This is a genomic window from Niallia sp. FSL K6-0212 (assembly GCF_038007605.1).
GTDB lineage: Bacteria > Bacillota > Bacilli > Bacillales > Cytobacillaceae > Niallia > Niallia circulans.
This window is the reverse complement of record NZ_JBBOXL010000003.1, coordinates 77,921-102,955: the sequence shown is the minus strand read 5'-3', so window position 1 is coordinate 102,955 and position 25,035 is coordinate 77,921. Positions and strand designations below refer to the sequence as shown.

The 25,035-nt window shown below is 35.7% G+C and carries 27 protein-coding genes and 1 riboswitch; of the genes, 23 read left to right on the top strand and 4 right to left on the bottom strand.

Features of this window, described 5'->3' with window-relative positions; genetic code table 11:
• Window positions 1-77: 77 nt before the first annotated feature.
• Window positions 78-269 (bottom strand): hypothetical protein, encoded by a 192-nt coding sequence (locus tag MHH96_RS25240; RefSeq protein WP_141231662.1) that lies wholly within the window; start codon window positions 267-269, stop codon window positions 78-80.
• A gap of 453 nt (window positions 270-722) precedes the next feature.
• Here MHH96_RS25240 and MHH96_RS25235 point away from each other — a divergent pair, with 453 nt between their 5' ends.
• The 3 genes from MHH96_RS25235 to MHH96_RS25225 all read left to right on the top strand — a co-directional run bounded on the left by MHH96_RS25235 (window position 723) and on the right by MHH96_RS25225 (window position 3,960).
• On the top strand, window positions 723-2,009 hold the full coding sequence (locus tag MHH96_RS25235) for a methyl-accepting chemotaxis protein (protein ID WP_053215673.1): 1,287 nt from the start codon (window positions 723-725) through the stop codon (window positions 2,007-2,009).
• A gap of 347 nt (window positions 2,010-2,356) precedes the next feature.
• Window positions 2,357-3,502, top strand: a complete 1,146-nt coding sequence (gene rodA, locus MHH96_RS25230) for a rod shape-determining protein RodA (protein WP_047942284.1) — start codon at window positions 2,357-2,359, stop codon at window positions 3,500-3,502.
• A 209-nt stretch (window positions 3,503-3,711) separates the two neighbouring features.
• Window positions 3,712-3,960 carry a DUF2573 family protein gene (locus tag MHH96_RS25225; RefSeq protein ID WP_047942283.1) on the top strand — a complete coding sequence of 83 codons (249 nt, stop codon included), beginning with the start codon at window positions 3,712-3,714 and terminating at the stop codon, window positions 3,958-3,960.
• Between the two features lie 84 nt (window positions 3,961-4,044).
• Here the strand turns inward: MHH96_RS25225 and MHH96_RS25220 are convergent, their stop codons facing one another.
• The 3 genes from MHH96_RS25220 to MHH96_RS25210 all read right to left on the bottom strand — a co-directional run bounded on the left by MHH96_RS25220 (window position 4,045) and on the right by MHH96_RS25210 (window position 4,990).
• Window positions 4,045-4,383, bottom strand: coding sequence for a spore coat protein (locus MHH96_RS25220; RefSeq protein WP_047942282.1), 339 nt, complete (start codon window positions 4,381-4,383; stop codon window positions 4,045-4,047).
• A gap of 178 nt (window positions 4,384-4,561) precedes the next feature.
• Window positions 4,562-4,834, bottom strand: coding sequence for a hypothetical protein (locus MHH96_RS25215; RefSeq protein ID WP_047942281.1), 273 nt, complete (start codon window positions 4,832-4,834; stop codon window positions 4,562-4,564).
• A gap of 21 nt (window positions 4,835-4,855) precedes the next feature.
• A complete protein-coding gene (locus MHH96_RS25210; RefSeq protein WP_082138326.1) occupies window positions 4,856-4,990 on the bottom strand; it encodes a YuzL family protein in 135 nt (44 codons plus the stop codon).
• A gap of 203 nt (window positions 4,991-5,193) precedes the next feature.
• Here MHH96_RS25210 and MHH96_RS25205 point away from each other — a divergent pair, with 203 nt between their 5' ends.
• From MHH96_RS25205 to MHH96_RS25110, 20 genes are all read left to right on the top strand, one after another.
• Window positions 5,194-7,566 (top strand): 3-hydroxyacyl-CoA dehydrogenase NAD-binding domain-containing protein, encoded by a 2,373-nt coding sequence (locus MHH96_RS25205; protein WP_144546562.1) that lies wholly within the window; start codon window positions 5,194-5,196, stop codon window positions 7,564-7,566.
• 51 nt (window positions 7,567-7,617) lie between these two features.
• The gene (locus tag MHH96_RS25200) at window positions 7,618-9,372 is read left to right on the top strand and encodes an acyl-CoA dehydrogenase family protein (protein ID WP_047942279.1); all 1,755 of its coding nucleotides are present in this window, start codon (window positions 7,618-7,620) and stop codon (window positions 9,370-9,372) included.
• Window positions 9,373-9,625: 253 nt separating this feature from the next.
• Complete coding sequence (locus MHH96_RS25195; protein ID WP_047942278.1) at window positions 9,626-9,982, top strand: arsenate reductase family protein; 357 nt, start codon at window positions 9,626-9,628, stop codon at window positions 9,980-9,982.
• Between the two features lie 67 nt (window positions 9,983-10,049).
• A complete protein-coding gene (gene gcvH / locus MHH96_RS25190; RefSeq protein ID WP_047942277.1) occupies window positions 10,050-10,433 on the top strand; it encodes a glycine cleavage system protein GcvH in 384 nt (127 codons plus the stop codon).
• Window positions 10,434-10,662: 229 nt separating this feature from the next.
• Window positions 10,663-11,016 (top strand): toprim domain-containing protein, encoded by a 354-nt coding sequence (locus tag MHH96_RS25185; RefSeq protein ID WP_082138325.1) that lies wholly within the window; start codon window positions 10,663-10,665, stop codon window positions 11,014-11,016.
• Complete coding sequence (locus MHH96_RS25180) at window positions 11,013-11,324, top strand: thioredoxin family protein (protein WP_047942275.1); 312 nt, start codon at window positions 11,013-11,015, stop codon at window positions 11,322-11,324. Before MHH96_RS25185 ends, MHH96_RS25180 begins: the two co-directional genes overlap by 4 nt.
• Window positions 11,325-11,518: 194 nt before the next feature.
• Window positions 11,519-11,869, top strand: coding sequence for an alkyl sulfatase C-terminal domain-containing protein (locus MHH96_RS25175; protein WP_047942274.1), 351 nt, complete (start codon window positions 11,519-11,521; stop codon window positions 11,867-11,869).
• A gap of 262 nt (window positions 11,870-12,131) precedes the next feature.
• Window positions 12,132-12,237, top strand: a riboswitch (SAM riboswitch).
• A gap of 147 nt (window positions 12,238-12,384) precedes the next feature.
• Complete coding sequence (locus MHH96_RS25170) at window positions 12,385-13,407, top strand: methionine ABC transporter ATP-binding protein (RefSeq protein WP_047942273.1); 1,023 nt, start codon at window positions 12,385-12,387, stop codon at window positions 13,405-13,407.
• A complete protein-coding gene (locus MHH96_RS25165; protein ID WP_047942272.1) occupies window positions 13,404-14,072 on the top strand; it encodes a methionine ABC transporter permease in 669 nt (222 codons plus the stop codon). Before MHH96_RS25170 ends, MHH96_RS25165 begins: the two co-directional genes overlap by 4 nt.
• Window positions 14,073-14,084: 12 nt before the next feature.
• Entirely contained in the window at window positions 14,085-14,933 is an 849-nt protein-coding gene (locus MHH96_RS25160) for a MetQ/NlpA family ABC transporter substrate-binding protein (protein WP_047942271.1), read from the top strand.
• A 490-nt stretch (window positions 14,934-15,423) separates the two neighbouring features.
• Window positions 15,424-16,218, top strand: a complete 795-nt coding sequence (sufC, locus tag MHH96_RS25155; RefSeq protein ID WP_047942270.1) for a Fe-S cluster assembly ATPase SufC — start codon at window positions 15,424-15,426, stop codon at window positions 16,216-16,218.
• Window positions 16,219-16,237: 19 nt separating this feature from the next.
• Entirely contained in the window at window positions 16,238-17,545 is a 1,308-nt protein-coding gene (gene sufD / locus MHH96_RS25150; RefSeq protein WP_047942268.1) for a Fe-S cluster assembly protein SufD, read from the top strand.
• The gene (locus MHH96_RS25145) at window positions 17,545-18,774 is read left to right on the top strand and encodes a cysteine desulfurase (RefSeq protein ID WP_047942267.1); all 1,230 of its coding nucleotides are present in this window, start codon (window positions 17,545-17,547) and stop codon (window positions 18,772-18,774) included. The genes sufD and MHH96_RS25145 overlap by 1 nt, the downstream gene beginning before the upstream one ends.
• Window positions 18,764-19,201: a Fe-S cluster assembly sulfur transfer protein SufU gene (gene sufU / locus MHH96_RS25140; RefSeq protein WP_047942265.1), complete on the top strand. Its 438-nt coding sequence runs from the start codon at window positions 18,764-18,766 to the stop codon at window positions 19,199-19,201. Before MHH96_RS25145 ends, sufU begins: the two co-directional genes overlap by 11 nt.
• A gap of 39 nt (window positions 19,202-19,240) precedes the next feature.
• Entirely contained in the window at window positions 19,241-20,638 is a 1,398-nt protein-coding gene (gene sufB, locus MHH96_RS25135; RefSeq protein WP_047942264.1) for a Fe-S cluster assembly protein SufB, read from the top strand.
• Between the two features lie 231 nt (window positions 20,639-20,869).
• The gene (locus MHH96_RS25130) at window positions 20,870-21,874 is read left to right on the top strand and encodes an ROK family transcriptional regulator (RefSeq protein WP_047942355.1); all 1,005 of its coding nucleotides are present in this window, start codon (window positions 20,870-20,872) and stop codon (window positions 21,872-21,874) included.
• Between the two features lie 33 nt (window positions 21,875-21,907).
• Window positions 21,908-23,131 (top strand): MFS transporter, encoded by a 1,224-nt coding sequence (locus MHH96_RS25125; protein ID WP_047942263.1) that lies wholly within the window; start codon window positions 21,908-21,910, stop codon window positions 23,129-23,131.
• 27 nt (window positions 23,132-23,158) lie between these two features.
• Window positions 23,159-23,539 carry a VOC family protein gene (locus MHH96_RS25120; RefSeq protein ID WP_047942262.1) on the top strand — a complete coding sequence of 127 codons (381 nt, stop codon included), beginning with the start codon at window positions 23,159-23,161 and terminating at the stop codon, window positions 23,537-23,539.
• A 23-nt stretch (window positions 23,540-23,562) separates the two neighbouring features.
• A complete protein-coding gene (locus MHH96_RS25115) occupies window positions 23,563-24,123 on the top strand; it encodes a maltose acetyltransferase domain-containing protein (RefSeq protein WP_061799197.1) in 561 nt (186 codons plus the stop codon).
• Between the two features lie 24 nt (window positions 24,124-24,147).
• Window positions 24,148-24,945, top strand: coding sequence for an HAD family hydrolase (locus MHH96_RS25110; RefSeq protein WP_047942261.1), 798 nt, complete (start codon window positions 24,148-24,150; stop codon window positions 24,943-24,945).
• The last annotated feature ends 90 nt before the right edge of the window (window positions 24,946-25,035 follow it).

Genomic DNA, 25,035 nt, shown 5'->3' with positions numbered 1-25,035 from the left:
TTACACTTTGTAGTATCATTGTGGTCCCCTTTTTCTTTTTTTATACATAAAAGACTAATTTATTTTTTTTAATAGACTCAATGTTCGTCATGGATTTTCTTATGGATGACCTCTTCTTCTAATAAACTAATGAAAGCTACTAACACCCCTGAAATCAAGGAGGCAATAGTAAAAACGGTTAAACCAGTCAGTATATAAAAAAGAGTCGTCGCAAAGACAGTCAACAAACAGCAATAGATGATAGAGTTTACATATAAGGTGTTTTTCATTTAGAACCTTCTTTCCGCTAATCTTTATAATGTAGTATATGTCCGAATAATGAAATATACTACCGTTAAAAAGGCAAAAGGATGATTGCCCTTTTTTATTAATAAAGGGGATAAGCCCTCACTGATTTTATAAAAAAGCATATCTAATAAGTATAAAGAATAGCTTGTATCACCTTCTTAGAAGCTGAATACACAGCATATTCTTTATACCGTAACCCCATAACCTCCTCTCACTTTGGGTATAGCCGTACGTTTGGCTATACCCCTTTTTTTTTGGAAAAGGATAAAAATTGCTTAAATACACTGTTTTTTGTAAAATAGGTATAAACAACTATTTAATTTATAACAATTTATTAATATTGGATATTAATAGGTCTTATTACATAATTGTTAAAGTTTTATCTTGGTATAAAAACAGCTATATATAACTATAGGGTTAGAAGGAGAATATATATGAAGAAACGAAGTATTTTTCGCAGTTTACGAACAAAAATGATTGTCATTATCTTTTTTGCTACATTATTTAGCACCATGATATCCTTTAAGCTAAATGAGATGATTCTAGAAGCCGGCTTCTTCCCACAAGAATTCAGTATTTTTGTTAATACTGTCATTAATTTAATTTTTGTAACTGTTATTGTCGCATTATTTACACGGAGAATCATTATTTCTCCTCTGAAAAAATTATTGCATTCAACAAAGAAAATTACAGAAGGCGAATTAGATATTGAAATTCATAAAGCTTCTAATGATGAAATTGGCCAACTAACAGATGCGTTTATTTTGATGAAAGAATTTATTCGCAACTTAGTACAAAAAGTGAATGAAACATCTGAACAAATAAATGCTTCTGCCGAAAAGCTGACTGCTAATACAGTGGAAACAAACCATGTATCAGAGCAGATTTCAGCTGCCATTCAAAGTGTTGCTGCTGGTTCTGAAGAGCAGACAAAAGGAATGGATTTCATTGTTGATTCGGTTGCTGTTGTGAATAATGAAATTAAAGATATTGCGAAGAATACAGAAGAAATGGTGAAAAGCACTCATAATACTGTATTGAAAGCTAAAGAAGGACAAGCAGTTGTTGATAATACTGTAACGCAAATGAGTTTGATTCAAAATTCAGTGCAAGAATCGAATGACTCTATTGTATTATTACAAGAGCGTTCCCAGGAGATTGGTCAATTTTTAAATGTTATAACAGAAATTGCTGATCAGACAAATTTATTGGCATTAAATGCAGCCATCGAAGCTGCTAGGGCTGGCGAAGCAGGCAAAGGGTTTGCAGTAGTAGCAGAGGAAGTAAGGAAATTGGCAGAACAGTCCAATCAGTCCGCTGAGCAAATCGCTGTTCTGGTAAATGAAATTCAAAAAGATACTCTATCTTCTGTTAAAACAATGAAACGAGTGACAGAGGAAGTAAAAGACGGCATTGATATTACCAATGATACAAAAGAAAAGTTTACGATAATTTCGGAATCGATGTTATCCATGAGTCAGCAAATGGAAAGTATTTTAGAGGCTGCTCATAAAATTTCTACGAATATAGTAGAGGTTGCAGGTTCGGTAGATCAAGTTACTGGCATTGCCAAGGAAAACAGTCAAAATTCCATGAACGTGTCAGAAGCCTCTCAGGAACAACTGGCGGCAATGGAAGAAATCACTTCCTCCACTAAATCATTAGCTAAAATTGCAGACGATTTAGTGGAGTTAACAAAAACCATACATGTAGAAGGCTAAATAAGAGAGTGGTCAAAGTAGCAGTTAACATCCCAGAATATTTTTCTGGGTGTGGAGCTAATTTGATCATTCTCTTTTTTTGGGGGAAAATAAAAGGAGTAAGTTATATGACATTTTAAACAGTTTTTTATTAATTTGGTTAAAGTTAGAAATGAAAATAAATAATTTTATAAAAATGATTGTCGAAAGTTGTTATTTCATGCAAATACAAATATAATGGAGAATTGTAAATGTGTGTGAATGACTCTATTTATTTAGGGGTAAATATAAATGGTGAAAAATGATTATTTCTGAATGGAAGAATGATAAGCTGTTAAAAGTTTTACTGAACAAGGAGCAATGACAATATGTCCCCAAAAAATTCATCGAAAATAGATTATACACTTGTTCTAATATTAATGCTTCTATGTTTAACTAGCCTTATTGCTATATATGGAGCAAACTCATCCTATGTGTTAAAGCAAGTTATGTATTATGTAGTTGGTATAGGTATTATTATTGGCGTAATTCGTTTAGATTCGGATCAGTTGAAGAAACTGACCTGGTATCTGTATGCTTTTGGTCTATTCTTATTGGTAGTGCTTATATTCGCCCCATCCAGTATTGCCCGAGAAATTAATGGTGCCAAAAGTTGGTTCACTTTACCTGGTTTTTCTCTGCAGCCTTCTGAGTTTGTAAAGGTATTTTTAGTACTGGCACTATCAAGAATCATTGTAGATCATCAGGAAAAGTATATAGTAAAGACGATACAAAGTGACTTTTTTCTCTTATTTAAAATTGGAGCTGTAACGGTACCTCCACTTCTTCTTGTCATGAAGCAGCCAGATTTGGGAACCTCCTTAGTTTTTCTTGCTATTATGCTGGGGATGATTTTTATATCCGGTATTTCCTGGAAGATTTTAACGCCGATTTTTTCTAGTTTTGCTGTGATTGCAACAGCTGTCCTCTACCTTGTTATTTGGCATCCAGATTGGATTACCATGTATTTTGGAGTGAAGGAATATCAGATGGGAAGAATTTATTCCTGGTTAGATCCCTATACATACCAAAGTACAACGGGATATCACTTAACGCAGTCTTTGCTTGCAATTGGTTCTGGCCAGACAACGGGAAAGGGTGTTGGCACAAGTGAAGTAGTGCTTCCGGAGAATCACACTGATTTTATTTTTAGTGTAGTCGGCGAAGAATTTGGCTTCATTGGAGCTAGTATTATTATTAGTTTATTTTTCTTGCTTATTTATCACATAACAAAAGTTGCCTTAGAAACAAAAAATACTTTTTATACTTGTATGAGCGTAGGGATTATTAGTATGCTTTGTTTTCATGTTTTCCAAAATATTGGGATGACGGTAGGAATTCTTCCTATTACAGGGATACCACTCCCTTTTATTAGCTATGGAGGTAGTTCCTTGATGGGAAATATGCTTTCGATGGGATTGATTTTTTCCATTCGATATCATTATAAAAAATATATGTTTTCTAGTGATGAATAACGGTTTTTTATTTAATGACAAAAAGAGGCTGACAGGGAAGCAGCCTCTTTTTGTGTATTCTTTCTCGATTCTTTAAATGAGGGGGAAAGAAAAGGAAAGAATATCAATTATGGGAAGTTAATGATATTGATAATCATTATCATTAGGTGTACTCTTATAATAGAGCAACTCAATCACGTTGTCAATGAAAATCGAAGGGGGAATAGAAATTGGACGAGAAATTTCAAGAGGAGTTTGACGCCTTATTGAGTAATTATACGGAATTACTTCTTGGAGAAGAGAATGAGGAATTAAAGGAAAAAGTGCAAATATGGATGCTCTATACCTATATGTCCAAAAATATGCCAGGTTTAGTAAAACATTGGAATGCTAAATTCCCTGATGGGAAACAAACAATAGTTCAAATTATATCGGAAATAAAAAAAATGAATGAGATAAGAAAACAAAATCAAAAATAAAACATATGCTATAAAGAAAGCTGGACAAAGCGTAAAAAAACACCACCCATAACAATGTGTTTGGGTGGATAAAAAATGAGAGTTTTACTGAATAGTGGTGTTTCCATATGGAAATTGGTTACTGTATCCTTTGAATTGCTGATAAGATTGCTGGATTTTTTGTTGCTCAGCAGCTTCAAGCTTATACCATCCTTTTTGAAACATTAAATCATACAATTCTCTTTGCATATTTTGTGTTTCGGTAAAAATGGATAATAAATCTTGATAGAGTGTTTCATTACTAGCTTCGTTTAAAGCTGTTGAATAAGCATCAGTCATGTATTTTTCTGTTGAAAGCATGTCGTTAGTAAAATCGCGATCATTCATTTGCGGTGTTTTGGGAACCTGTGACTCAGGGTTTTGAATTGGCTTTTGTTGATCCATTTTCTTTGTCCTCCCTCATAAAATCATTGTTTTAGTAAGATGATTGCTTATTCAAAGTCCTTTACGAAGAAAAGGTGCTCATTCTACAAAAGGCATAGTCAACTAAAAAAGGTTTGGCAATCTCTTTAGCAGAATGAGCAAAATTGAATAAACAATCACTAATTTTTTTCGTTACTATCTATTGCTGTTGCTGTACCATTGGCTGACTATTAGTATCTAAGTGACTAAGTATTCTTTCATAATGATGCTGATGCATTTGTCCACATTTCTCAAGCTGAGATTTAATTGCCGGATCTTGGGCATTTTGTGCAAAAAAATGCGCTTTTTTCATTGCTAGTAAATTCCAAGAAAGCATATCTGTTAAGTAAAGGGAATCTTTGACTGTTACCATAACAGGTGGTTTCATCATCATCCCGTTAGGTTGTGTCATATTAGTTGGTTGCTGCTGCATCAAAATCGACCTCCTGTTAAACTATTGCTTTTTATATTGATTATTTTGACTGTTAACTTTTCCGCCACCATCTGTTTCAACTGTTGGACCAGCGTTACCTTTTACACTTGCCGCACTAACTCCTGCTTTAGAAGGGTTCTTCTTAAGACGAGCCATTTATTTATACACCTCCCTTTACTATTTCTTTACTAGCATTTCCTATTTTTCTTATTTAATGAGTACACGGCATGGAGAAAAAACGAATAATTTGACACAATTATTGTTAAAAATCACGTCACTTGGACGTACAAAGAGTAATGGAGCCTTTTTAAAGCCATTTGAAAACCATCAAATTTTAATACATTTTTCAAGGAGGATGCATGGTGAAAGAGATAAAATCAGCTGCGGTTATTGGTTCTGGAGTTATGGGGGCAGCGATTGCAGCACAATTTCTTAATGCAGGAATTTCTACGGTTCTGCTGGATATCGTGCCAACTAAGTTATTAGCAGAAGAAATAGAAGCAGGACTTACATTAAAAGATAAGGTTGTGAGGAATCGATTTGGCAGGCTTGCTATTGAAAAAATGAAATCAGAATCCCCCAGCCCGCTTACATCTTTAAATAATTTAGCGCAACTAACAATTGGGAATCTAGAAGATGATTTTGCCTTATTAAAAGAATCAGATTGGATTGTGGAAGCAATTATTGAAGATATGCAAATAAAGAAGGAACTCTTTAAAAAGATAGATCAGTACCGTAAAAAAGGATCTATTATCAGCAGCAATACTTCTGGTATATCGATTAACCAGATGAAAGAAAATCTTTCTCCAGATTTTCAGGCCCATTTTTTAGGTACACACTTTTTTAACCCACCTCGTTATATTAAATTACTTGAAATTATTCCTACTAAAGTTACTGCCTCAAATGTTGTAAAAACAATCAGTCAATTTGCAGAAGAAGAATTAGGAAAGGTAGTAGTAAAAGCGAATGATACTCCTAACTTCATTGCAAATAGGATTGGTTCCTTTGCTTTTTTAAATATTGTAAAAGAAATGATAAAGGCAGACTTAACAATCGAAGAGGTTGATCAATTAACAGGTCCACTAATTGGTCGTCCAAAAAGTGCCACCTTTCATACGCTAGATATGGTTGGATTAGACACTTTTTATCAAGTTATTCATAATATGCAAGGAAAAATGAATGACACAGAAGAAATAGAGATGTACCAAATTCCTGTTTTATTAGAAGAAATGCTTAAGAAAAAAATGTTGGGCAGAAAGGTACAAAAGGGATTTTATCGAAAAACGGAAGAGGGGCTACAAGTTCTAGATTATCATACGTGGACGTATAAGAATTTGACTGGAATGAAAAAGAAAGCAGCGAAACAATCGCTTCCTCTATTTTTAGAACAAAAAAATCCAAAAGCACAATTTCTCTGGAAAGGAATTGCTCCATTTTTACTGTATTCAGCCAAAATGGTTGGGGAGATTTCCGATTCTATTTATGAGATAGATCAAGCTGTTCAGTCTGGATTTAATTGGAGAAATGGGCCGTTTCGTTTATGGGATGAACTATCACTAAAATCTACAGTAGAACGAATGGAAAAAGATTCAAGAGAGATTCCTGGATGGATTAAAGAAATGTTGGATCAAGGATTTGAATCCTTTTATAAAGAGATTAATGGAGTAGAACATTATTACCATCAAGGCAACTATCTGCCTATTCCAAAAAGTGAGGACCAAATATGCATACAAGAATGGAAGAAGCAAAGAGGCGTGCTTCTTTCCAATAATGGAGCAAGTTTAATGGATATCGGAGACGGAGTATTATTACTGGAATTACACAGCTCCAATATGAGCATTGGCATGGATATTCTTGCGATGATTGATAAGGCGATCGAAAAAGTAGAGTCAGAAGCATATAAAGGGCTGATTATAGGCAGTGAAAAAAAGAACTTTAGTCTAGGGGCTAATTTAGCTTTAATGCTATTAGAAGCCCAAAATGAGGATATTGTAGAGCTGCAGATAGCCGTCCGCCGTTTTCAGCAAGCCATGAAGCGCATAAAATATTGCCAGAAGCCAGTGGTAGCTGCCCCTTATCAAAAAACATTGGGAGGAGGAGCAGAAATTTGTCTGGCGGCAGGTAAGGTGCAAGCATCGTTAGAAACGTATCTGGGACTAGTAGAAACAGGGGTAGGGCTTATCCCTGGCGGAGGCGGAACAACAGCCTTATATTGCAATAAGTGGCAGGGAAATCAACAACTTTTACCAGAGGAAATGCTGAAGCTTACTGTAGAAGTATTTCAGACCATTTTGACTGCTAAGGTAGCTGCCTCTGCGGTTCAAGCGAAAGAACTAGGCTTCTTAACAGAGAGAGATGGGATAACTAATAATGATCGATTTTTATTAAGAGATGCAAAAAGAGCAGTTCTACAATTAGCGGATGAAAAGTTTCAAGCGGCTAAAAAAGAAAAGATTATGGTTACAGGTAAAAAGGGTTATGACTTCTTAATGAAAGAAGTTGATAAACTTAAAAAAATAGGTTTTATCTCAGAATATGATGCCGAGATTGCCAGCAATCTTGCTACGGTTCTTACAGGTGGCAGTGTAGAATTTGGTACATTAGTGGAAGAGGACTATTTATTAGATTTAGAGAGAGAAGCGTTTATCCAATTAATACAAGAGCAGGAGACACAAAAAAGAATGCTTTATCTATTGCAAACAGGAAAACCATTAACGACGAAAAAGATATAATATTTTGATCATAAACATTAAGTGCTGGAAGAAAGGAAGGATAGGATTACTATGCAAAAGGGTGGAAGTTTTTTAACGGAACAGGTCACCACAGACGCAATTTTTACTCCAGAGGATTTTACAGAAGAGCATCAAATGATTGCAGAAATGACAAGTGAGTTTGTTCAGAAAAAAGTACTACCTCATTTGGCGGAGATGGAAAATCACCAATTTACAATAACAAAACAGCTGATGGAAGAGGCAGGGAATCTGGGTCTGTTAAGTTCAGATATTCCAGAACCGTATGGCGGTTTGGGTTTAGATAAAATCAGCACAGCCATTATTTCTGAAAGAATGTCTGTTGCAGGGGGATTTTCTGTAACCCATGGGGCTCATATAGGGATTGGTTCATTACCAATTGTTTTATTTGGAAATAAGAAGCAGAAGGAAAAATATTTACCGGATTTAGCCGTTGGTAAAAAAATCGCCTCCTATGCGTTAACGGAACCTTCAGCAGGATCGGATGCTCTTAGTATAAAAACAACTGCAGTCTTAAATAAGGAAGGCACGCACTATTCCCTTACTGGCGAAAAACAGTGGATTACTAATTCAGGAATTGCAGATGTCTTTATCGTCTATGCAAAAGTAAACTCAGAACATTTTACTGCGTTTATTGTAGAAAAAGACTTTCCAGGTGTTTCAATAGGGAAAGAAGAAAATAAATTAGGAATCAAGAGCTCTTCCACCTGCGCCGTTCGTTTTGATCATGTCGATGTACCAGTGGAAAACGTGCTAGGAGAGATCGGAAAAGGCCATTTAATCGCACTAAATATTTTAAATATTGGTCGCTATAAGCTTGGTCTGGGAGCAATTGGTGCTAGTAAAGAAGCATTAAAAAAGACGATTGCTTATACGGATAAGCGGATGCAATTCTCGGCTCCATTATCTCATTTTCCGCTTACGCTTGAAAAGTATGCAACAATGGCAGCATATATTTACGCGGCAGAAAGTAGTGTCTATCGTACAGCAGGATTACTGTCCTCAGCCATGGATGGAGTAGATGCAGATATAGAATGGACACTAATGGCGAAAATCATAAATGAATATGTTATAGAGTGCAGCTTAAATAAAATTTTTGCCTCGGAAGTATTAGATATGGTAGTAGATGAATGTGTGCAGCTCCATGGTGGCAATGGATTTATGGAAGATTATGATATTGCTAGAATGTATCGCGATTCGCGTATCAACCGCATTTTTGAAGGAACAAATGAAATTAATCGCTTATTAATTCCTCCTACCTTAGCTAAAAAGAGTTTAAAAGGAGAAATCCCATTGTTGGCACTAGCCAAAATGACGGAAAAGGAAATGCTCTCCTTCCTACCGAAAGAGCCGGATGATAAGCTGCTATCCCAAGAAAAAATGCTTCTTTCCAATACTAGAAAAATCAGTTATCTGCTATTTGGAATGATGTTGAAAAAATATAAAGAAAAATTGGAAGAGCAGCAAGAGATTATGGTCAATCTAGCAAATATTTTTAATGCTGTATTTGCAATGGATTCTTGTATTTTAAGAACAGAAAAGGCAATGGGGAAAAATGGGCAAGAAGAAAAACAAAAATTATTATATACCGAAATATATTGCCAAGAGGCCTTTCAACAAGTAATCACAGAGGCAATAGACACGTTAGCATATATGCTGAGCGGTGATGAACTAAGATTAGCACTATCTGTATTAAAGAAATATACAAGATACACACCAAAGCCAATCATTGCAAGGAAAAGAGAGGCTGCTAAACATTTATTAACAGCTGGAGAGTATCTTGGGTAAGGCGTAATCATAAATAGTCAAACAGGTTCTTCTGGAATAAACGAATCAGAAGAACCCTCTTTTTAGTCAATTGATTGAGGGATTCATCTAGTTTGATTCTGTCGTAATCTATCCTGCTTAAAGAAATAGCTGAAAAATGCAAGAAAGGAAATAACAGTTGGCACAAGTGGGCACTGATTGAAGTTTTACTTTATATCAAATTGTGATAATATTTAGTTGAATGTTTCAAAATACATAGATTATGGGTGATGGAATGAAAGTTACTTTTTATTGGTATCCAAAATGCTCAACTTGTCGCAAGGCGAAAAAGTGGCTGGATGAAAATCATGTGTCATATGAAGAAGTACATATTGTGGACAATCCTCCTTCTCGTGCGTTATTAGAGGATTTGTATAAAAAAAGTGGCCTTGAATTAAAGAAATTCTTCAATACTTCAGGTCAGAAATACAGAGATCTTGGATTAAAGGATAAAATAAAGGAAGCGTCGGATGAGGAATTACTAGATTTGCTTGCTTCTGATGGCATGTTAATTAAACGCCCTTTAACTACAGATGGAAATAAAGTAACATTAGGCTTTAAAGAAGAGATGTTTAAAGAAAGTTGGGCTTAAGCGACCTGCTTTTTTTAATAGTAACTCTGTTTAACAGAGTAAAAATGATAAATACGGAGGGGTTATAATGGCAGTACCAAAGGATTTGCGATATTCAAAAGAACATGAATGGGTAAAAGTTGAAGGAGATAACGCACGTGTAGGGATTACATATTTTGCACAATCTGAATTAGGTGATATCGTATTTGTTGAACTACCAGAAGTAGGCGATGAAGTAACAGCAAATGAACCTTTTGGAAGTGTAGAATCTGTTAAGACAGTTTCTGAATTATATGCTCCTATCAGCGGAAAAGTAGTTGAAGTAAATGAAGAGCTTAGTGACAATCCAGAATTTGTGAACGAATCTCCTTATGAAAAAGCATGGATGGTTGTTATTGAGCCAAGTGATAAAGCGGATATTGACGCGCTTATGTCAGCAGAGCAGTATGAAGAAATGACAAATGAAGGCTAATTTAATGTAGAGACCGGGATAAAGATATTTCAACCACCTATTAATCCAAACAAGTATACGGAGATGCTAATAAAAATTTTCGTATACTTGTTTGGTTTTTTTAATTTTTAGGAGAATATAAAGGGGCGATATGTCTTTCCTATCACCGATATATACCAGAAAACCTACTTCTTTCTCTTCCTGTTTGAATATGTTAAAGTAAATGAAATAACTCCTTTAGGTGATCAATATGAAAAAAGTAATCATTGTTGAAGGCAAATCAGACAAACAAAAAGTAGAGAAGATTGTGCGTGAACCAGTCGATATTATTTGTACGAATGGAACAATTGGAGTTTCAAAGCTGGATGAATTACTAGACGAGCTAATGGATAAAGATGTGTATATCTTAGTGGATGCAGATAAGTCAGGAGATAAGATAAGAAAACAGTTTAAACGAGAACTTCCTGAAGCAGAATTCCTTTATATAGATCGCAAATATAAAGAAGTTGCTGCCTCTCCTGAATGTCACTTAGCAACCCTATTATTACAAGCTGATATTGAGATTGAAGCAAAATATTTAGATACAAGGATGAATGGATTATGATAGATTGGAACCTCGATCAATGGGAGAAACAAGTAAAGGATACAGATGCTGCCTTTCTTTACTTGTATACTCCTCTTTGCGGTACGTGTATGGTTGCGTCAAAAATGTTGACAGTATTGCATACAATGAAGCCAGAGTTGAATTTAGGAAAAATGGATTTAAATTATGCCCCCGGTTTAGCAGCAAAATATGAGGTAGAAAGTGTTCCCTGTCTAGTTATTATGGAAAAGGGGGAGTTAAAAGAAAAAGTATATCGCTTTGAATCAGTCCCTCATTTAGTAGAAGTTATCCATAACTATATAAAATAAGCAGGACATGGACATTTTCATGAAAGGGTTATATTAGAGTGCCAATTCCATTAAACGGATGCTGCCCTTAAAAAGCTAGCATGGTTAAAAGCATCAATCGCCTTTTTTATAAAGATTACTTTTAAAAAAGGTTTTTTTCTGCTGCTGCAAGAATAAGTAATATAAGATTGTTCGGCAGAAAGTAGGAGATGCTTTTGCAGGATTGGATGAAATATTTTGTAGAAAAGCTGAATCGGAAAGAATCGTTAAAACCATTATTACGAAACGCTTCGCTTTCCTTAGTGTTAACATGTCAAAATGAATCCTATTATATGGAGCTTAAGAACAATCGCTTTTCATGGAGAAGGATGAAGGATGATGATAATCCAGATATATGGTTAACGGGGGATATGACTAGTATTAGCCTCGTTATGGAAGGCGAGTTTCTTCTTAGAAAAGCAAAAAAGAATGGATCTATTCAATTAGAAGGCTCCTTAAGGAAAATCCTCTTACTTGAATCTTTGTTTTTCTTAAGCCGTTCACGTTCAGTTCCCCACACTGGATAATAGTTTTGATGTTTACCTGGAATCCGCCTTTGCTAACAAAAAGTGAAGGTATTTCGGGTTATTTTTTTTGAAAGAATTTTTCCCCATATTGGTTTTAAATCCAAGCTTTCTCATTGAATTAATTATGTCAGAAAATCTAACTTATTTTAATTGAAAATTCAGAAAAGAAATTATGTTAAAAAAGGTGTTGACAGTCATTTCGGGAAATGGTAAATTACATCTATCATATTAACGATTTTTACATTTCATATAAATAACGAAACTCTTATCAAGAGAGGTGGAGGGATGTGCCCTATGAAACCCGGCAACCGTCAGTATACTGAAACGGTGCCAATTCACACAAAGCGTCATGCTTTGATAGATGAGAGAAAGGGATATTAATCATAATAAAAACCTTTCTGCTCTTCTTGCAGAAAGGTTTTTTTGTTATCTGGAATGATATGATATGCTTTGTTAAAAACTATTTAAATATAGTGATCGATAGAGTGATTTTAAATAAGAAGTAGGTGAATACATTGATTAATGTAAACTCAGTAAAAAAAGTATACTCCTCTAGAAGTGGGAAGGTCACTGCGGTTGATCACGTGGATTTAACCATCGATTCAGGAGAGATATTTGGAATAATCGGATATAGTGGTGCAGGTAAAAGTACATTAATCAGAATGCTGAACGGATTGGAGATTCCTACTGCTGGAAGTGTGTCGGTTGCAGGTCACGAAGTTTCTAAAATAAAAGGAAGCAAACTTCGTAAGGCGAGACAAGAAATCAGTATGATATTTCAACATTTTAATCTGCTATGGTCAAGAACCGTAAAAGAAAATATTGCTTTTCCTTTAGAAATAGCGGGAGTAAAAAAATCAGCAAGAGACAAGAAGGTATTAGAACTCATCAAACTGGTTGGATTAGAAGGACGAGAAGATGCTTATCCTTCTCAATTAAGTGGTGGGCAGAAACAGCGGGTTGGGATTGCAAGAGCACTTGCTAGTGATCCGAAAGTACTTCTCTGTGATGAAGCAACCTCAGCATTGGATCCACAAACAACAGATGCCATCTTAGATTTATTAGTGGACATTAATAAACGTCTTGGTCTTACTATTGTGTTGATTACCCATGAAATGCACGTTATTCGCAAGATTTGTCATCGAGTGGCAGTGATGGAAGACGGGAAGGTAGTAGAAACAGGACCAGTGATTGATGTATTTAAGCAGCCAAAGAAAGAAATTACGAAACGTTTTGTTCAACAAGTAATTGAACCAGAAGAGGCGAAGGATACGATTGAACACTTAATAGCGCAATATAAAACAGGCAGTATTGTCATGCTGGGATTTGTCGGCGAAAGTGCTGAACAGCCTGTAATCACCAATCTCATTCGAACTTTTGCTGTTTCTGTGAATATCATTCAAGGGAAAATTTCCCCGACACAGCATGGATCCTATGGAACATTATATATTCATTTAGATGGAGAGAAACAAGAAATAGAAAAAGCTATTCAATATCTTCATGCACAAGAAATTAGTGTGGAGGTGATTGAAGGATGATGGAAAGATTATTGCCAAATGTAGATTGGGAAATAATGTGGAATGCCACGAAAGAGACCCTATTTATGACTGGATTCTCGATTATTTTTACCTTTATACTTGGAATTATTCTTGGGATTACGCTGTTTTTAACCGATAAAGGGAATATGTGGAATAATGTATTTTTTAATAGAATCATCAGTGCAGTCGTGAATATTTTCCGTTCCATTCCTTTTATTATTTTATTAGTTCTATTAATCCCATTAACAACTTTACTAATCGGGACAATGATTGGACCGAAAGCGGCGCTGCCTTCTTTAATCATTGGCGCTGCTCCATTTTATGCAAGACTTGTGGAAATTGGCCTTCGAGAGGTGGATAAAGGTGTTATTGAAGCGGCAAAGTCAATGGGAGCAAAACCAACTACTATTATCTTTAAAGTTCTTTTGCCAGAATCTATGCCAGCACTTGTTTCAGGAATTACGGTTACTACAATTGCATTAGTAGGATCGACCGCAATGGCTGGAATAATTGGTGCCGGCGGTCTTGGGAATTTAGCCTATTTACAAGGATTTCAACGAGGTAATGGTGATGTGACACTTGTTTCAACTGTTATTATTTTAATCATTGTTTTTATCATCCAATTTATTGGTGATTTTATAACAAAAAAAATAGACAAAAGATAAGGAGAAAAACACATGAAAAAATTATGGTCTTTACTGATTGCATTAACATTTGTATTTGTGCTTGCGGCATGCGGCAGCTCTAATGATGATAGCAAGGAAAACGGCGCTTCTAACAGTGACAAAGAATCAACTAAATTAGTAGTAGGTGCTTCCAATGTACCACATGCTGAAATTTTGGAAAAAGCAAAACCAATTTTGAAGGAAAAAGGAATTAATTTAGAGATCGTTCCTTTCCAAGATTATGTATTGCCAAATAAAGCTTTAGAATCAAAAGAAATTGATGCAAACTATTTTCAACATATTCCATACTTAAACCAACAAATTAAAGAAAATGGTTATGATTTTGTAAATGCTGGTGGAATTCATATTGAGCCAATGGCTGTATTCTCTAAGAAATATAAGAGTTTAGATGAGCTTCCAGATGGAGCAACCATTATTTTTAGTAACTCTGTTGCTGAACATGGCCGTGTACTGTCTCTTTTAGAAAAAGGTGGATTAATTAAGCTTAAAGATGGAATTGATAAAGTAAATGCAAAGATTGAAGATATTGCGGAAAATCCGAAAAATGTTAAATTAAAAGCAGATTATGAGCCAGCGTTACTTCCACAAATTTTTAATAATAATGAAGGGGATGCAGTTGTTATTAATGCCAACTATGCATTAGATGCTGGCTTAAACCCTGTGAAAGATTCTATTGAAATCGAAGGAAGCGAATCTCCATATGCGAATATCATTACTGTTCGTAAAGGAGACGAAAATCGTGAAGATATTAAAACTTTAGTAGAAGTACTGCATTCTAAAGAAATTCAAGATTTCATTAATAAAGAGTATAAAGGTGCAGTTGTACCAGTTAGTGAATAATAAGTAAGAAGATGTTCCTATAAAAGATTAAACATATAGTATATATCCAATTGAGAATTAAGTTGATTCTATTAATAATGGATATAGCATGTGTAGAAGTCTTTATAGGAACATTTTTTATTTTTGTATGATCAAATAATATTTAGCGGAATCGTCTTCCAATAAGTACTAGGGCTAAATTTATTTCGTGTATAAATACTAAAACGAAACTATCAAGTGAATATATTTTTGAGTCTATCGTTATCGTTTATGCCAGTGAATTGTTCGGGACCGTAATAAGGAGAGAAATTATTTTAAAGAAAGCAAACTCATGCGAAATTATAAGGAATCAAGCGTATTTATTTGTTTCATGCGAATTTTCCTTATTGAACGGGAAGCAATAGGTTGCTATCAGATTTTATTTGTTATAAGATTAGAATGATAATAAATTGATAATGAAGTTTCGACAATTTTGTGAACAAAACTTCTTTTTACTATGGAGGTATATAATATGAGTCAACCTAAATTAGTCATTAATGATTTACATGTTTCAATCGAAGAAAAAGAAATTATTAAAGGTCTTAACTTAGAAATAAAGGGTGGAGAAATTCACGCAATCATGGGGCCAAACGGAACGGGTAAATCAACATTATCTTCTGCAATCATGGGTCACCCAAAGTATGAAGTAACAAGCGGTGATGTAAGTCTTGATGACGAAGATGTATTAGAAATGGAAGTAGATGAGCGCGCGCGTGCAGGTCTATTTTTAGCTATGCAATACCCAAGTGAAATTAGTGGTGTAACAAATGCTGACTTCTTACGTTCTGCTTTAAACAGCCGTTTAGGTGAAGGGAATGAAATTTCCTTAATGAAATTTATCCGTAAAATGGATGATAACATGGAGTACCTAGAAATGGATCCAGATATGGCACAACGTTACCTAAATGAAGGCTTCTCTGGCGGGGAGAAGAAACGTAATGAAATTCTTCAATTAATGATGTTGAATCCAAAAATTGCGATCTTAGATGAAATCGATTCTGGTTTGGATATCGATGCATTGAAAGTTGTTTCAAAAGGAATTAACAAAATGCGTGAAGAGCGTAAAGAAGAGTTCGGCTGCTTAATTATCACTCACTACCAACGTTTATTAAACTACATCACTCCTGACTACGTTCATGTAATGATGCAAGGTCGTATTGTTAAATCTGGTGGACCTGAGCTTGCTCAACGCTTAGAAGCAGAAGGATATGACTGGATTAAAAAAGAGCTTGGTATTGAAGACGAAACTGTTGAACAAGAAGCGTAATTGTTAGGAGGATTGACCAATGACAACGGATATTAAATTACCATTTGACCAAGAGTATCTTTCCTCTTTTTCGAAAGATATGAATGAACCTTCTTGGCTGACAGAGCTGCGTGTAAATGCTTTACAACAAGCAGAGGCTCTTCCGATGCCAAGACCGGACAAAACAAATATTAAAAACTGGAACTTTACCCAATTTGAAAAGCATATTGTAAGCAGTGAAGATTTTTCAGATGTAAGTGATTTACCAGAACAAGTAAAAGCACTTATCGATTTAGAAAAAAATAAAACACTTTATATCCAAAGAAATAACCGTCCAACTTTTTTAGCTGTTTCTAATGAATTAAAAGAAAGCGGCGTAGTTTTCACTGATATTTTCACAGCCGCAAGAGAATACACTGACTTACTGCAAAAATACTTTATGAAAGATGCTGTAAAGATAGATGAGCATAAATTAACGGCTTTACATGCAGCCCTTTTAAATGGTGGAGTATTCTTATATGTTCCTAAAAACGTAGTAGTAGAAGAACCAATTCAATCCATTTTCTTACATGATGACAAGGAAGCGAACCTTTTTAACCATGTTATTGTAGTGGCTGAAGATAATAGCTCTGTTGTTTATGTAGAAAACTATGTTTCTACTGTGGATCCTGAAGAAGCAGTATTCAATATTGTGACAGAAGTAATAGCCAATGCAAATGCAAAAGTTCAATATGGTGCTGTTGATAATCTAGCGCATGGGGTTACTACGTATGTAAATCGCCGTGGTGTTGCAGGTCGTGATGCTAAAATAGAATGGGCATTAGGCTTCATGAATGACGGTAATACGATTTCTGATAATACAACATATTTGATGGGGGATGGCTCATATGGCGATACGAAGTCTGTAGTAGTTGGACGCGGCGATCAAAAACAAAACTTCACTACAAAAGTAGTTCATTACGGTAAGAGCTCTGAAGGCTATATCTTAAAGCATGGTGTAATGAAAGATAAAGCTTCTTCCATCTTTAACGGAATTGGTAAGATTGAACATGGTGCAACAAAAGCAAACGCTGAGCAAGAATCTCGTGTTCTAATGTTAAGCGAAAAGGCTAGAGGCGATGCGAATCCAATTCTATTAATTGATGAAGACGATGTAACGGCAGGACATGCAGCATCTGTTGGTAGAGTAGATCCTTTACAATTGTATTACTTAATGAGCCGTGGTATTCCACAACATGAAGCAGAAAGATTAGTTATTCATGGTTTCTTAGCTCCTGTAGTAGAACAATTGCCAATTGAAGGTGTGAAAAAGCAATTAGTTGAGGTAATTGAAAGGAAAGTAAGATAATGGATAGCAAACATATTCGTTCTTACTTCCCAATTTTAAACCAAGAAGTCAACGGACATCCATTGGTTTATCTTGATAGTGCAGCTACCTCTCAAAAGCCAGTCCAGGTAATTGAAACAATCGAGAACTACTATCGAGAATATAATTCCAATGTTCATCGTGGCGTTCATACCTTAGGCACTAGAGCGACAGATGCTTATGAAGGAGCAAGGGAAAAGGTAAGAAAGTTTATCTCTGCTTCTTCCATCGAGGAAATTATCTTTACTCGTGGTACGACAACTGCGCTGAATACAGTTGCACAAAGCTATGCGATGGAAAATGTAAAAGAGGGGGATGAAATAGTCATTACCCCGATGGAGCATCATAGTAATATTATTCCTTGGCAGCAAGTTGCCAAAAAAACAGGAGCAACACTTAAATATTTGCCGCTGCAAGCAGATGGAACAATTGCACTTGCCGATGTTGAAAATACAATCACGCCAGCAACAAAAGTAGTTTCCATTACCTATGTTTCAAATGTTCTGGGGGTTATCAATCCAATAAAGGAAATAGCGGCTATTGCTCATAAAAATGGAGCTGTACTCGTTGTAGATGCTGCACAAGGAGCTCCACATGTAAAAATCGATGTGCAAGATTTGGATTGTGATTTCCTTGGATTCTCTGGACATAAAATGTGTGGTCCAACAGGAATTGGGGTACTTTATGGAAAGAAACATCTTTTAGAAAATATGGAGCCAATTGAATTTGGTGGAGAAATGATTGATTTCGTCGGATTATATGAGTCGACTTGGAAAGAACTTCCGTGGAAGTTTGAAGCTGGAACGCCAATTATTGCAGGGGCCATCGGTTTAGGAGCAGCCATTGATTTTCTCGAAGAAATTGGCTTAGAGAATATAACCGAACATGAGCATAAATTAGCAGCATATGCAATGGAGAAATTGTCATCTATTAATGGTTTAACTATTTATGGACCGCACAACGCAAATAACCGTGCTGGCGTGATCACCTTTAATATAGAAGATGTTCATCCACATGATGTTGCAACAGTATTAGATGCTGAAGGAATTGCAGTACGTGCAGGACATCACTGTGCACAACCATTAATGAAATGGCTAAATGTTTCTGCAACCGCTCGAGCAAGCTTTTATCTTTATAATTCAGAAGAAGATGTTGATAAGCTTGTGGAAGGGATTGGCAAGACAAAGGAGTATTTTAGCGATGTCTTTTAATAATTTAGATTCACTTTATAGAAGTGTAATTATGGATCATTATAAAAATCCCCGGAATAAAGGAGTTCTTGAAGGCAGTTTGACTGTCAATATGAATAACCCTACTTGCGGGGACCGTATCCTTCTTACAATGAAAATTGAAGATGGGATTGTCGCTGACACAAAATTCGATGGAGAAGGATGTTCCATAAGCATGTCTTCTGCATCCATGATGACACAAGCAATTAAAGGGAAAACAGTCGAACAAGCGTTAAAAATGTCTGAGTCATTCTCTGAAATGATTCAAGGGAAAGACTACGCAGATGATATGGACCTGGGGGATATTGAGGCACTTCAAGGTGTTAGTAAATTCCCAGCAAGAATTAAATGTGCAACATTAGCTTGGAAGGCTATGGAAAAAGGCGTAAATGAAGGATTAGATTCATAATTTACTACCAAGGTTGCATGTAGAATGGAGGAAAATGAAATGGCAAAAAAGATGCCCGATATTGGGGATTATAAATATGGATTTTCAGATAAAGACGTTTCTATCTTTCGTTCTAAACGTGGATTAACGAAAGAAATCGTTGAAGAAATTTCAAAAATGAAGGCTGAACCACAATGGATGCTAGACTTTCGTTTGAAAGCATTAGAGCATTTTTACAACATGCCAATGCCACAATGGGGCGGCGATCTCTCTGCTTTAAACTTTGATGAAATTACGTATTATGTAAAGCCATCAGAGAAAACAGAAAGATCTTGGGATGAAGTTCCAGATGAAATCAAACAAACATTTGATAAGCTTGGTATTCCAGAAGCTGAGCAAAAATACTTAGCAGGTGTATCTGCTCAGTATGAATCTGAGGTTGTTTATCATAATATGCAGGAAGATCTTGAGAAAATGGGAATTGTTTTCAAAGATACAGACTCTGCATTAAGAGAAAATGAAGATATTTTCCGTGAGCATTGGGCAACTGTTATTCCACCTACGGATAATAAGTTTGCTGCTTTAAACTCAGCTGTATGGTCTGGTGGATCTTTCATTTATGTTCCAAAAGGAATTAAAGTAGACACGCCATTACAAGCGTATTTCCGTATTAACTCCGAAAATATGGGTCAATTTGAAAGAACATTAATCATCGTGGATGAGGGTGCAAGTGTACATTATGTAGAAGGCTGTACAGCACCAGTTTATACAACGAACTCTCTTCACAGTGCCGTTGTTGAAATCATTATTAAAAAAGACGCATATTGCCGTTATACAACGATTCAAAACTGGGCAAACAATGTATACAATCTTGTAACAAAGCGTGCAGTTTGTGATGCTAATGCTACAATGGAATGGATCGATGGAAATATTGGTTCTAAATTAACGATGAAATACCCTGCTGTCATCTTAAGAGGTGAGGGAGCAAGAGGAATGACTTTATCTATCGCTCTTGCTGGTAAAGGACAACACCAAGATGCTGGAGCAAAAATGCTTCACTTAGCTCCAAATACATCTTCTACAATTGTTTCTAAGTCTATTTCGAAACAAGGCGGAAAAGTAACATACCGCGGTATCGTTCACTTTGGACGTAAAGCAGACGGTGCTCGTTCTAATATCGAATGCGATACGTTAATTATGGATAACAAGTCTACATCTGATACAATTCCATACAATGAAATTTTAAATGATAATATTTCATTAGAGCACGAAGCAAAAGTTTCAAAAGTATCAGAAGAACAATTATTCTACTTAATGAGTAGAGGTATTTCGGAAGAAGAGGCAACAGAAATGATCGTAATGGGCTTTATCGAGCCATTTACAAAAGAATTACCAATGGAATATGCAGTAGAGATGAACCGTCTGATCAAGTTCGAGATGGAAGGCTCTATCGGTTAATATATCCAGTAAAGAAGATGAACTATTGAGGTTCGTCTTCTTTTGTTTTTGTCAGGAAGAAAATATTTTTAGCTGCATATGAACTATATTGCATTCCCAAAATTAGTGTGTTATATTAGCCTCAAGTACTTATTAAAGAAGTTTAATAAGTTTTATTTTGCTCACTTATTAAATATCTTTAATAAGTTGGATGGAAAGGAGGGAAATAAAGTGGATGCGACGCCAAAATCTATGAAAAATATTATCCAGCAAAATATTCGTCAACTTCTTTTAGCAAATGGAAGTGCTACGAAGGTGGAGTTGAGTGATAAATTAGGAATTAGTTTCCCAACTATTAGCAAATTTACGGCGCAGATGGAAGAGAATGGAGAATTACAATCAGCAGGTTTAGATGATTCAAGTGGCGGCAGACGAGCGAAGCGGTATACATATAATCCTGAATATATGTTGGGGCTAGCTATTTTTTTAGAAAAGACTGAAACCAATTATATTGTGTTTAACTGCCTAGGGGAAGAAAAGGAGACTGGCAAAATTTCCAGTGCATTAAGGGATGACAATGTTAAATTACTGATCGAGTACGTGGAAGCGCTACAAACACAATATCCGAAGATTAGCTCTATCTCTATTGGGGTGCCTGGTTCGGTTGATAATGGTCGAATCATCTACAGTCCTGATTATGAATATCTTCACGATTTTGATTTAAAGGGATACTTAGAAAATTATTTTTCGATTCCAGTGGTCATTGAAAATGATATGAATGCAGCAGTATTAGGTTATCAAGATCAGCAGGAGAAAAAGAACGATAAATCACTTGTTTATCTCTATTCTGGCCAAAATGGTCCAGGAGCTGGAATTATCGTAAATGGAAAGATTGTACGAGGGAGTACTAATTTCGCAGGGGAAGTATCTTTTGTTCCGCAATATAATAACCGAAACTTTGGACAGACCTTTACAAATGGAAAAGTGTTCTTTTCAAAGGAAGATGAAGTAGATGCCATAAGTAGATTAATTGCTTCCTTTGTGGCAATTATTAACCCGCATGTGGTTATTTTCTGTGATGATGAAGTCACTCAAACCACAATCAACCAAATCAAACAACAAAGCTCCACCTATATTCCGGCAGAGCATCTTCCTGAATTTAGAATGAGTGACTGGAAGCAAGATTATTTATATGGGTTACAAAGACTTGGACTCGATTTAATCATTACAGGAATAAGTAGTAAAACAAATGAATAGTTTGCAGAAAGCTTACAGAGTGGGGGTTAACTATTGGCGACATTCTTTTTAGTAATCATCTATTTGGCTTTTATCAGTTTAGGTTTGCCTGATTCTTTATTGGGAGTGTCATGGTCTTTAATGCAAGTGGAATTTAAGGCACCCCTTGAAACTGCAGGAGTACTTTTTATGACAATTGCAGCGGGGACGATTATTTCCAGCTTTATTAGCGGTATAGTGCTGAAAAAATTCGGAACTGGAATGGTTACATTTGTAAGCTGCTTTATGACAGCGGGAGCTCTATTAGGGTTTCATTTCGCCCCATCCATTATATGGCTGTTTATCTTTGCAATCCTGCTTGGATTAGGTGCAGGTGCTGTAGATACGGGTTTAAATAACTATGTGGCAAGTCATTACAAAGCGCACCATATGAGCTGGCTTCACTGTTTTTGGGGAGTTGGAGCTACGCTTGGCCCGATTATTGTAGCACAGTTTATATCCAGAGATAATTCTTGGCGAAGTGGTTATTTTGCCATCGCATGTATTCAATTTATTTTAGTTGTCATTTTGCTTTTCACACTTCCCTTATGGAAAAAGATAGAAAAGATCCCTAAGCAGGAGAACGAGTATAAAAGAGATGATTCAACTAGTACATTGGATGAAACATATTTGGAAAATCAAAAGCCTTGGCAAATAAGAGGGGTTAAGCTAGCTTTACTTGCATTTTTATTTTACTGCGGGGCGGAAGCGGCAGTTGGGCTTTGGGGAAGCAGTTTTCTCGTAAATGTTAAAAATTTATCGATAGATGTAGCAGCCAAATGGGTTTCCTTATTTTATGCAGGAATCACCATTGGAAGATTTATCACAGGCTTTATTACATTAAAAATGAGTAATAAAAGGTTAATAAGATGGGGACAAATAATTGCGTTAGTTGGTGCAGTTCTATTATTTTTGCCATTCCCTGTTCTTTTTTCACTGGCAGGCTTTATTATGATCGGTTTAGGTTTAGCGCCGATATTTCCGTGTATGCTGCATGAAACACCACTACGTTTTGGAAAGAAGCATTCCCAAACCATAATGGGTTATCAAATGGCTATTGCCTATACAGGCAGTACCTTTCTTCCTCCCATTCTCGGATATGCTGCAGCCAAATCAACAATAGGAATTTTCCCTTTTGTTATTGCAGGATTTATTGCCATTATGCTATGGGGATCGGAAAGGTTAAATGGAGTATTGCATAAAAAAGAGATAAAAAGGGATACAGCGCGTGTAATTTAAGCTAATTAAAGAAGGAGTGACAGGAACATGAAAATAGAACATGTTGCAATATGGGTGAAAGATTTAGAAGGAATGAAGACATTTTATACAACCTATTTTGGTGGGAGAGCAAATTCGAAATATCAAAATAGAGAAAAGAAATTTGAATCCTATTTTATATCGTTCAAGGAAGGAGCTCGCTTAGAACTTATGCGGAAAGCTGGGATCGATAAGGATGATTCAAATGATAGAGTTGGCTGGGCGCATATTGCTATTTCATTAGGAAGTGAAGAAGCAGTTAATCAACTGACGGAACGATTGCAAAAGGATGGTTATTTGTTAGTTAATGGGCCTCGTCTAACAGGGGACGGCTATTATGAAAGTGTGATAGAAGATCCGGAAGGAAACCTTTTAGAGTTGACGGTTTAATGTGGATAGAAAGGAATGAAAAAGTGAAAACAGAAAAAGAAAAAATGGTAAATGGAGACTTCTATAATCCAGCAGATCCAGAATTAATAAAGGATAGAAGTAATGCGCGAAAGCTAACAAGAATATTTAATGAATCCATTGAAACAGAAGACAATATTCGGTCCGTCCTATTAAAACAATTATTTGGTTCCACAGGAACTAATATATTCATAGAACCAACCTTTCGTTGTGACTATGGATATAACATCCATGTAGGGGAAAACTTCTTTGCTAATTTTGATTGTGTGTTTTTGGATGTTTGTGAGATTAGAATTGGGGATAATTGCTTCATCGCCCCAGGAGTACATATTTATACAGCGACACATCCTGTAAATGCTCAAGAGAGAATAGCAGGAATTGAGTACGGAAAGCCGGTGAATATCGGAAATAATGTCTGGGTGGGAGGAAGAGCAGTTATCAATCCCGGAATAAGTATTGGGAATAATGTGGTGGTTGCATCTGGTGCAGTTGTGACAAAGGATGTACCAGATAATGTTGTTATTGGTGGAAATCCGGCAAGAATTCTAAAAAAAATAGTTGAGTAGAATAGCAGAGTTGGGGGAAAGCGAATGATTAAATTAGTGCTGACAGACATGGATGGAACATTTTTAAATAATAATGGTGATTTTGACCGGGAATTGTTCAAAGAAGTAAAGAATTTAATGAAAGAAAAAGGCGTAGCTTTTGCTCCTGTTACTGGTAAACAATGTGAACGGGTTGAAGAATTATTTGGTGAAGATGCGAAAGATATGTGGATTCTAGGGGATAGCGCCACCCGCATTAAGCATAATGGCAAATTTGTTTATGAATCGCTGTTAAGTAATGAATTGGGTCTAGCGATTATTCGTTTGCTAGAGGAAATCAGTCTAAATCATACTATTATTGCTTGTACGAGAAGCGGTGCAGTTATTAAGGATAACGTTATCCCGGAAGAAACTGCTATTGTAAGAAAGTCTTATGCACAGGTGAAAATGGTGTCAGATTTTAATGAAATAACGGAAGATTTTGTGAAAATAACAATTCACGATTCAGAGCTTAAATGTTTTGAGACAAAAGAAAGATTATCATCCTTTTTCGAATCCGCTTATATTGTAGCATCTGAGGCAGCTTGGATTGATATAGCCAATGTAAATGTACATAAAGGGACAACAGTTGAGCATTTACAACAAGTACTAAATGTTACCCCTGAAGAAACAATGGCATTTGGTGATGGCTATAATGACATAGAACTTATGAGTCGCAGTACATATAGTTTTGCTGTTCGTAATGCCGTAAAGGAATTAAAAGAGACAGCAAATTTCATCACTCGTTCAAATGAAGAAGATGGTGTAATGAGAACAATCATTCAACTGTTATCTCTTTCGTAGATGGAAGATAGAATCTATCTATTTGAAAATAATGTAAGAAGTGAATCCCAAATGTGATTTTAGGAAGAGAAAGCTTTTCATTTCTCCTCT